Annotated in this window: 10 protein-coding genes; 6 read left to right on the top strand and 4 right to left on the bottom strand. The window is 49.1% G+C overall.

The window, feature by feature from the left end:
* A partial coding sequence (gene tatB, locus Q0140_RS08725; protein ID WP_297963802.1) for a Sec-independent protein translocase protein TatB occupies window positions 1-353 on the bottom strand: 353 nt, incomplete at its 3' end.
* A 57-nt stretch (window positions 354-410) separates the two neighbouring features.
* On the bottom strand, window positions 411-1,484 hold the full coding sequence (hemW, locus tag Q0140_RS08720; protein WP_297963800.1) for a radical SAM family heme chaperone HemW: 1,074 nt from the start codon (window positions 1,482-1,484) through the stop codon (window positions 411-413).
* A 136-nt stretch (window positions 1,485-1,620) separates the two neighbouring features.
* Here hemW and Q0140_RS08715 point away from each other — a divergent pair, with 136 nt between their 5' ends.
* The 5 genes from Q0140_RS08715 to folP are packed head-to-tail and all read left to right on the top strand — an operon-like array spanning window position 1,621 to window position 5,585.
* Window positions 1,621-2,091, top strand: a complete 471-nt coding sequence (locus Q0140_RS08715) for an RNA pyrophosphohydrolase (protein ID WP_297963798.1) — start codon at window positions 1,621-1,623, stop codon at window positions 2,089-2,091.
* On the top strand, window positions 2,091-3,296 hold the full coding sequence (locus tag Q0140_RS08710; RefSeq protein ID WP_295151394.1) for an aspartate kinase: 1,206 nt from the start codon (window positions 2,091-2,093) through the stop codon (window positions 3,294-3,296). Before Q0140_RS08715 ends, Q0140_RS08710 begins: the two co-directional genes overlap by 1 nt.
* Entirely contained in the window at window positions 3,296-3,829 is a 534-nt protein-coding gene (locus Q0140_RS08705; RefSeq protein WP_297963797.1) for a HobA family DNA replication regulator, read from the top strand. Before Q0140_RS08710 ends, Q0140_RS08705 begins: the two co-directional genes overlap by 1 nt.
* A complete protein-coding gene (locus Q0140_RS08700) occupies window positions 3,826-4,446 on the top strand; it encodes a DNA polymerase III subunit delta' (protein ID WP_297963795.1) in 621 nt (206 codons plus the stop codon). Before Q0140_RS08705 ends, Q0140_RS08700 begins: the two co-directional genes overlap by 4 nt.
* Window positions 4,443-5,585, top strand: a complete 1,143-nt coding sequence (gene folP / locus Q0140_RS08695) for a dihydropteroate synthase (protein ID WP_297963793.1) — start codon at window positions 4,443-4,445, stop codon at window positions 5,583-5,585. Before Q0140_RS08700 ends, folP begins: the two co-directional genes overlap by 4 nt.
* A 298-nt stretch (window positions 5,586-5,883) precedes the next feature.
* Here folP and Q0140_RS08690 read toward each other — a convergent pair whose 3' ends face one another.
* Together Q0140_RS08690 and Q0140_RS08685 are read right to left on the bottom strand one after the other, a co-directional pair.
* Window positions 5,884-6,645, bottom strand: coding sequence for a hypothetical protein (locus Q0140_RS08690; RefSeq protein WP_297963791.1), 762 nt, complete (start codon window positions 6,643-6,645; stop codon window positions 5,884-5,886).
* Between the two features lie 324 nt (window positions 6,646-6,969).
* Window positions 6,970-8,028, bottom strand: coding sequence for a hypothetical protein (locus Q0140_RS08685; RefSeq protein ID WP_297963789.1), 1,059 nt, complete (start codon window positions 8,026-8,028; stop codon window positions 6,970-6,972).
* 199 nt (window positions 8,029-8,227) lie between these two features.
* On the opposite strand from Q0140_RS08685, the gene Q0140_RS08680 reads away from it, so the two are divergent.
* Window positions 8,228-9,060, top strand: an 833-nt coding sequence (locus Q0140_RS08680) for a DUF2314 domain-containing protein (protein ID WP_297963787.1), incomplete at its 3' end; no start/stop codon positions are given.

Raw genomic sequence — 9,060 nt, 5'->3', positions numbered from 1 at the left:
TCCGAGCTAAGCGTTTCTTTAAGCGAGCTTTCCGCGTCTTTTAGCCCCGCATTTAGCGTCTCTTTGACCGAGTCGATACCGCCTTTTATCTCGTCGAGCTCCTCAAATGTGAGCTTTTTGCGCACACCCTCGCTTGCTTGCGTGATGCTCTCTTTATATTTTTTGGCATCCTCTTTGAGCTCGGCGATGCGAAGCTCCTGATCGAAGCTCGATTTTGCGTCGTTGATGGTTTTTTTGATGACTTTGAAGTATTTCGCGAGCTCAACCAGCACTTTTGGGAGTTTTTCGGGCCCCAGCACGATTATCGCGATGATTAAAATGACCGTAATTTCAGGCATACTGATACCAAACATAAAATTTCCTAACGTAAAAAGTGGCGTATTGTAACTAAAATTTCATTAATCTTAAATTTAGCGCCCGCGGCGGCTTTCTTGCGTGATAAAAAGCGCGATCTCGTCGGCGAGCAAAAAGTTGGGATTATAAAATTTACCCTCGGCAAATTTCAGCTTTTTTTCGCGCACGAGCAGCTGCGCGTTGCTTAGCTCCGCAGCGTCTAAAATTTGCGCCTCAAACCCCAAAACGCAGCGCAGCCCAAGAAATATGCGCTCGAGCTTTTTATCCTGCGCGCTTAGAGTTTCGCGCTGTTTTTGCAGCGGATCTGCGATGTAGTCTCGCAAATTTTTAGGCGAGCTAAGGCGCACCTGCCCGCTTGTGCCCACAGCAAACGCTCCAAATCCGGCGTAATCCTCGCCGCGCCAGTAGGCGAGATTGTGCTTACAGCGCAGTCCGCGCGCGGCAAAATTTGAAATTTCATACTGGCTAAAGCCGCTATCCGCCGCAAGAGCAAAGAGAAATTTAGCTAGAGCCGCGCTTTCCTTTTTAAAGCTTTCGCGCCCAAAAAATGGCGTACCCTCCTCAAGGCTTAGCGCATAGGCGCTTAGATGCGGCACTTCACAGCGCGCAAGCTCATCCATTTCAAATTTTAAATTCCTTTTATCGTCAAATTTGCTCGCGTAGATTAGATCTAAATTTATATTATCAAAGCCCGCTGCTTTGGCATTTTGCACCGCGAGAAAAATCTGCGCCGCACTGTGCGCGCGACCGAGAAATTTTAGCTTGGCATCGTTGAAGCTCTGCGCGCCGAAGCTGATGCGATTTACGCCGAGCCCCTGCATCGTCCTAAGCCAAGCGGGGCTAGCGGAGTTTGGGTTAGCTTCCGAGCTGATTTCGGCTTTGGCGGTAAAATGCGGCGCGAGCAGCGCAAAAATTTCGTCGTAAAGTCCCGCATCTACGGCACTTGGCGTACCTCCGCCGATAAAAAGCGTCGAAATTTTCGCTTGCAGATTTTTCGTCAAAAAGTCGCGTACCTCAAGCTCTAGCGCGCGAAAGTAGCTTTTTGCGAGGCTAAACTTATCGCTGAAGGAGCCAAAGGCGCAATACGGGCATTTGGGGGTGCAAAACGGCACGTGGATATAGATGTGCAAGGTCGGTCCTATGGGCTAAATTTATGTCACAAAATTTAGCGAATTAATTTGAAAATTTATATAAATTTTAAGCCTCTTAACGCAAATTTTAATATTTTTAGGTAGAATTTTGAGAAATTTTTTGTGAGAAAACGAGATGGAAAAAGAGAAAAATTACAGACCAAATGTCGCTGCAATCGTACTTTCGCCCTCGTATCCGTTTAATTGCGAAATTTTGATCGCGCAACGAAGCGACATCAAAGGCGCTTGGCAGTTTCCTCAAGGCGGTATCGACGATGGTGAGACGCCTAAGATGGCGATCCGCAGAGAGCTCGGTGAGGAGATCGGAACAAGCAAAGTCGATATCATCGCTGAGTACCCGAAGTGGCTTAGCTACGATTTTCCCGATGGAGTAGCTCAAAAGATGCGCCCATACGACGGGCAAATTCAAAGGTATTTTTTAGTGCGATTGCGAAGCTTAGCCGATATAAACATCAATACTAAACTTCCGGAGTTCGACGCATTTAAATTCGTAGGCGCGAATGAGGTTTTAAGGCACGTAAATCACTTCAAAAAGCCGATTTACGCGACGGTTTTAAAATATTTTAAGGAGGAGGGTTACATTTAATGCTGATCGTTCAAAAATACGGCGGTACGAGCGTCGGTACGCTAGAGCGGATCGAGGCGGTCGCGCAGCGCGTGATAAAGACTAAAAACGAAGGACACGATGTCGCGGTAATCGTCTCTGCGATGAGCGGCGTTACCAATCAGCTCATCGAGCAGGCGGAATTTTTTACTAAAACTCCCGTAGGCAGAGAGATGGACGTGCTGCTAAGCTCGGGCGAGCGCGTCACGAGTGCACTTTTAGCTATCGCGCTAAACGCTAAGGGCTATGCTGCGATCGCGTTTAGCGGACGTGGTGCTGGCATCGTGACGGATAATTTTCACACAAAAGCTCGCATCGTCTCTATCGATCCAAAAAGCATGCAAGAGGCGCTAAAGCAGGGCAAAATCGTCGTCGTCGCGGGCTTTCAAGGTATCAGCACCGCAGGCGAAGTAACTACGCTCGGGCGAGGCGGAAGCGATCTTAGCGCAGTCGCCGTCGCAGGAGCGCTGAATGCCGATCTGTGCGAAATTTACACCGACGTGGACGGCGTATATACGACCGATCCTAGAATCGAGCCAAAGGCTAAGAAGCTTGATCGCATCAGCTACGACGAGATGCTTGAGCTTGCGAGCTTGGGGGCGAAGGTTTTGCAAAATCGAAGCGTCGAGCTTGCGAAGAAATTAAACGTAAATTTGGTGACGCGAAGCAGTTTTAACGATCATGAAGGAACACTCATAACAGGAGAAGAAAAGATGGAAGATGCGGTAATTAGCGGCATTGCACTGGATAAAAATCAAGCAAGAATTACGATTAGAAACGTAGAGGATCGCCCCGGCGTCGCGGCTGAAATTTTCTCCGCGCTTGCGAGCAAGGAGATCAACGTCGATATGATCGTGCAAAATATCGGACGAAACGGCGAGACGAATTTAGGCTTTACCGTGCCGCAAAACGAGCTACAGACTGCTTATGCGGTAATGAAAGAGGTAAATCCAAATCCGAATTCCATCATCGAATCGGATGCCGATATCGTAAAGGTTTCTTTAGTGGGCGTAGGTATGAAAAGCCACAGCGGTATAGCCAGCAAGGCGTTTAAGACGCTCGCGGACGAAGGGATAAATATCCAGATGATCTCCACGAGCGAGATTAAAATTTCGATGATCGTAGAGGCTAAATACGGCGAGCTTGCCGTGCGCGCGCTACATAAAGCCTACGATTTGGATAAATAATGCAGGATCTGCACACTTGGAGCGTCACGGCGATGCGCTCCGAGCCCGGACTTGAGTGGCTCGAGAATCGCAAGGAGGACTGGACTCCGCTTTTAGCATCAAAGCTAAAATTCCTCCACGACGGCTTTGCTTTCATCGTCATCTGCGACGATGAGCGAAGCTGGTTTAGCGAATACATCATCAAAAAGATCAACTCCTCTACCAACTCCCGCCCGCTGCTACCGTTTTTTTCGCTACGCTCGCTTTATCGCGGCGGCGTAAATAGCCTGGAGGACGCGCTGCTGCTAAACGATATGCTAAACCTCGCGTTTACCAACGGCTTTATATATTTTTACATCGGCAACGGCAACCATCCGCTAGCCAAAATCGCCAAAAGCCACGAAGACAGCTATCTGTGGCTCATCGACGAGAGGCTGCAAAATAGCTTTTACATGAGCGAGAGCGATCCGAGTCTGGATCTCAAACTGATCCAGCTTTTTAAAATTTTAGACAAAAGCATCGACGCCGTGCTTTTTGACGAAGTGGTGCTTTGAAAATCATAAATCAGATCGTTTTAACGGGCGATTATGAGGGCTTTAAAGATAAAATTTTAGCCGAAATTCCGCGTAAAAATTTGCGCTTTTTCGAAAGCGTCGAGCTCAAGATCGACGAGGCGCGAAAGATCATAGACGAAGCCTACGTCGCCGAGCGCGAGGATAAGATCATCGTTATCGCCGCTACAAAATTCGGCGAGGAGGCGCAAAACGCTCTGCTTAAAATTTTAGAAGAGCCGCCCAAAAACACGGTATTTTTCCTCGTCACTCCTTTTATCAACGCCCTGCTGCCCACCATCCGCTCGCGCCTCGTGGTGCAAAACCTCTGCGTGCGAAAGCCCAGATACCGCACCGGGTTAAATTTAACCAGACTCAGCTTAAAGGAAGCGGTGGAGTTTATCGACGCACAGATCGCGCTGGAGCGTAAGGGTGAGCTGGATAAGACGGCGCTAAAAGCACTCATCGGCGAGATCGCGCTAGAGTGCTTTGAAGCGGGCGTCAGTCTAAGCGGCGATGAGCTGCAGCGGATTGACCGCCTAAGCTACCTCGCCGAGCACAACGCCAAAGCCCACGCCGTGCTTACTCCGTTACTGTTGATGATCGAGGAGAAAAGATGAAAATTTATAAAATTTCAAACGAGGCCGATTTTGCGCTGATTTGCGAGCGTATCGGCGTGCGAAATGCGGGGCGGGCGATAATGCAGAAAAAATCGCGCCTAAACTTTTTCTATCTAAAAGATCTGCGAGCGCCCGCAGCAAATATTTTAAAGCAAGATGCCCTTAGTATCGGCGCCGAGCTTGCGTGCAACGAAGGAGTGATCCTAGGGCGCGATGGTACGGACGCGGTTTTGATCGCAAACGACCGTCAGATCGAAGTTTTGGCGCAAAAAGAAGCGCTGCAGGATTTCGGGCTAAAAGAGCTCGCGAAATTTCTAGGCAAGAAATTTGCTAAGCCGCAAAGCTGCGAAATAATGGGCGTCGTCAATATCAACTCCGATAGCTTCAACCCCGCAAGCCGCGCGGCAAGCTTAAAAGAGGCGACCAATAAGATCGAAAAGATGATTGAGCAGGGCGCTGCTATCATCGACATCGGCGGCGTGAGCTCGCGTCCGGGCAGCCAGTACTGCGGCAGAGATGAGGAGTTTGCGCGCATAAAGGATGTCGTGAGCGAAATTTACCGCCTGCGTCTGCACGAAAAGGCTAAATTTAGCCTCGATAGCTTCGATGAGTATTGTTTGGAATTTGCGCTAGATCGGGGCTTTAGTATCATTAACGACATCAGCGCAAACCTCGCTCTCGCACCGCTTGCGCTTCGCTACGACGCCGCTTACGTGCTGATGCACATGCAAGGAAAGCCGCAAAATATGCAGCTTGCGCCCAAATACGACGATCTGATGGGCGAGATCGATGAGTTTTTTGCGCAAAATCTGCAGCAGCTGCAAAGCGCGGGGCTTAAAAAGATCATCCTTGACGTGGGCATCGGCTTTGGCAAGACCGCCGAGCAAAATTTGGTACTGATTAAAAATTTGCAGCATTTCTTGCACTTCGGCTGCCCGCTGCTCGTGGGCGCGAGCAGAAAGAGCGTTATCGATTTTTACAGCCCCTCTGCGGTTGCGGATAGGCTCGCAGGCTCGCTGTACCTGCACCAGGTTGCCGCTTTAAACGGCGCCGCGATCATCCGCACGCACGACGTTTTCGAACACGTTCAAATGCTGCGGCTAATGCGCGCGATGGACGCCGCTGCGGTAAAATTTTAAAATTTTGCGGAATTTTCACGAAATTCTATATTTTTAACGAGATTTTTGTAAATTTGCCTTATGCGGAATTCTAAAATTCCTCAAGGAAATATTTTAATTCTTTTAAAATTTTGCGAAAGAGCTTTTGCGGAATTTTATCCGCGTTTTATTTTGCGCCTAAGCTTTCGTGCGCTTGCTCGTCGAAACTTATAAAAATTTATAAAATTTCGCTCGATTTATGAGGCGCGTCAAAACAGCGAAGTAAAGAGGGATAAATTCTGGCGACGATTTGCACGGATTATTTGCTGCGCGAGCCGAATTATTTCATTTTTGGGCGAAACGAGCGCTTTACGTCAAAGCCCTTGCTAGCGATTTTTATATCATTTGGTATCGTGCCTGCCGGAGCAGAGGCGTCCTTTTTGGCGGATAAAAACTCGACTAGGCTTTGCCAGACAAAGTCGGCATCCAGATAAAACCCCATCGCGTTAAGCTGTGGATTTATCGCTGCGGTGTGAATGTTCTGTGTGAGCTTAAAAAATACGATTGGGGCGCTCAAAATTTCATCTTTGCTTATAATTTTATCGTCGCGAACAATATTTTTTAGTGTCGTTTTGCGGTCGCCCTCTAGCGCTACGAGCTGCAAAATTTCCTCGCGCGTAGCCTGCTCGCCGACCTTGCCTAGCCACGAGACGATATGGGCGCGAAATCCATCGCTAAAGCTCAAAGTTCTGTCTTCCCAATACTGCCTTCTTAGCTCCGTCTCGTCAAACTCTAGGCTTGTGTAAATTTTATCCTGAGAGGTGAAAATATGGACTAAATTTTTGCCGATGAAAATTGCGGAGTGAAGCAGGCGCGGCAGCTTATTTACGTCCGTTTTGCTCCAGTTTATAAATTTACCGCGGATAAAGCGGTACCCGCTAAGCTTCCTTTCAAAGACCTTTTTATCGCCCTCGTCAAGCCTCCATAGCTCGTCAGCACCGACTAGAGTAGAGTTTCTGCGGTCATAGACCAAAGTCTCGTCAAGTCCGTATTTTGACACCATAAAATCGTAATTATCTTTAAATTTCGAGATAATTTTCATGTTCGTCCCCTAAAATTTTATCTTCCAAAAGCTTCCTAATCGGCGCGCTTTGCGCCGAAACCGAAGCAAAATTTTATCATCGTAAATTCACACTGCGAACCTCACAAATTTTATCCAGATTTACTGCTAAATCGCCAAAAAATTTATATCGCAAGCTCACGGCTCGCTCAATTTTACCGCGTGTCGGCGAAATGGTAAAACTGAACGAAAAGCGTGCGGCGCGGCAAATTTTAAATTTATTTTAAGCGGCGGTGTAGAGTTTTAAAATTTATTTTCCTCGATGGCGCAAAATTTTAAATTTATCTGCCGCAAAAACAGAGGCCGCTACCGCTTAAAGTCATGAATTTCGATATTTGCGTCATATTTTTTGCAAAGCTCGCTTACTTTTTCTTTTAGCCTCTCCTCGTCATAGCAGATGAGATCGATGTATGCGTGCCTCTGCCCGGTTGCGCCGCCGATTATCTCTAGAAATGAGCTGCAGCTCTCCAGCTCCTCGTCCTCGATCTTGTTTCGCAGATCAAAGCCCGCCTGCATGTCGCCGCCGTTACCTACGCTAAGAAAGCAAAATTTGATGCCGAGCTCGAAGGCTTCGTTATAGATGTCGCGTTCGCCGTTTAGATATTGATTTACGATGGCCGTTAGGCAGGTGGTGCCTACGATCACGTCCTCGCGTACCTCGCTACCGCGCGGCTCCATCTCGTAGCTGAAAAAATTCTTTAGCGGTTCGCGCGCGGCTTTTTCGCCGAATTTCTCATCAACCAGATCGGCAAATTCGCTTAGCGGCACGCCGTTTTCCTGCGGCTGGGCCAGCACCTCGAGCTCGCCTAGCGTATTTATGATCGCCGTTTCGCCGATCATATTGTCAAGCAGGATAAAGCTAAGGTTATAGGCCTTGCCCTCGTCCTGCGCGAGCAGAGCCGCTAAATTTGCATTGTAAATTTTGATATCCACGTCGCTTTCGTTAAACTGCGCGTAGATCATCGACTCCTCGGCGTTTACGCTCGTGTCATACATCTCGATCCCGCCGATACCTCGCGGCGCGCGCGGCTTTCCGAGCGTGCAGAGCATCTTGGATTCAAGCTGCCTAGGCATAGCGTTTTTGATAAAGCTTAGCCAAAATAATCGGTGCCTCATACCCTCGGGAGTTAGCACCAGATCGAGCTTATCGCCCACGAGCCCCGTCATAAAATAGGGCTCGGCAAGGCAGATACGAAGCTTCTCGTCGGTCTTTTGCATCGCCTTTTCAAACTCTTCCGCCGCCAGATCGGCCTTGATCTCATCTATCACGCCGCTAAATTCCGCCCAAAATTTATCCACTCTGCCCGCGAACGTGCTCGGCTCCTGCGATTTCTCAGCCTTTTTGCTCAAACTGAATAGCCCCATAATCTCTCCTTTAATTAAATTTAAACGCAATTATAGCTTAATTTTTGTGCGGGCGCGGAACGCAAGCCGTAAGACCACCCTGCTCTTCTGCGCTCCGCTATACGGCTCGCGCGGTGAAATTTTGCCCGCTATTTTAATCAGGCAAATGAAAGTAAATTTAAAATACAATACGAATCTCAACTAAATTTAAGGGGAGCAAATGGGACTGTTTAAAAAACTATTCGGCGGCGATGACGCGTGCTCGAAAGATAGCGATAGCAAAGGCGCGCAGGATGAAAACGCCGCGGCAAAAGACGCAAAAGAGAGCGAGCCCGTGTTTTACGCGGACGGCGAAGATGAGGCGATGCTAAAAGCATTCGAGCAGGCGCGAAAGAGCTTTCGCTACTTCTGGCGCGAGCTGTACTGGGAGCGCCTCCGCATCGTCCCTGCGCTTAGCTTTGCCTGCGTCAAGGTCGCCTTTTCGCAAGAGCTAAACGGCAGCACCGAGGTCGAGCATATGTGGGTAAACGACGTGTATTTTGACGGCGAGCGCGTTTGCGGCGTGCTCGTAAACGACCCGAACGTGCTAAGCAACGTCAAAAACGGCGAGCAAGTCTCGGTGCCGCTAGAGCAGATCAGCGACTGGATGTTTGCGATAGAGGGCAAGACCTACGGCGGCTTTAGCGTGCAGGCGATGCGCAAAGCTATGAGCCAGAGCGAGCGCGCCGAGCACGACGAGGCGTGGGGGTTAAATTTCGGCGATCCTGACGTCGTGTTGGTGGCGTACGAGCAGCAGGAGCATCCGCAAAATTTAACCGAGCACCCGATGAGCGTCAATACGAAGAAAAATTTCGAGGAGTTTTTGCGCGGGTATCCGGACGAGATCACGCGCACGGACGATGAGGGCTACACGATGCTGCACCACGAGGCGATCGCGGGCAATCTGACGAGGCTCGAGCTTTTGCTTGCTAAGGGTGCGGATAAAAACGCTAAAAATATCCACGGCAAAACCGCGCTCGATTATGCTAGAGTGCTCGGCTGGGATCACGTCGC

It is taken from the genome of uncultured Campylobacter sp., assembly GCF_938045405.1.
Lineage (GTDB): Bacteria > Campylobacterota > Campylobacteria > Campylobacterales > Campylobacteraceae > Campylobacter_B.
The sequence above is the reverse complement of the archived record's forward strand: the minus strand, read 5'-3'. Positions and strand labels throughout refer to the sequence as shown.

What these genes read in the sequence shown, in the direction of transcription:
- Q0140_RS08715 (WP_297963798.1), top strand. Translation starts at nt 1,621, where the DNA reads ATGGAAAAAGAGAAAAATTACAGACCAAATGTCGCTGCAATCGTACTT.
- Q0140_RS08690 (WP_297963791.1), bottom strand. Translation starts at nt 6,645, where the DNA reads ATGAAAATTATCTCGAAATTTAAAGATAATTACGATTTTATGGTGTCA.
- Q0140_RS08685 (WP_297963789.1), bottom strand. Translation starts at nt 8,028, where the DNA reads ATGGGGCTATTCAGTTTGAGCAAAAAGGCTGAGAAATCGCAGGAGCCG.
- Q0140_RS08705 (WP_297963797.1), top strand. Translation starts at nt 3,296, where the DNA reads ATGCAGGATCTGCACACTTGGAGCGTCACGGCGATGCGCTCCGAGCCC.
- Q0140_RS08710 (WP_295151394.1), top strand. Translation starts at nt 2,091, where the DNA reads ATGCTGATCGTTCAAAAATACGGCGGTACGAGCGTCGGTACGCTAGAG.
- folP (WP_297963793.1), top strand. Translation starts at nt 4,443, where the DNA reads ATGAAAATTTATAAAATTTCAAACGAGGCCGATTTTGCGCTGATTTGC.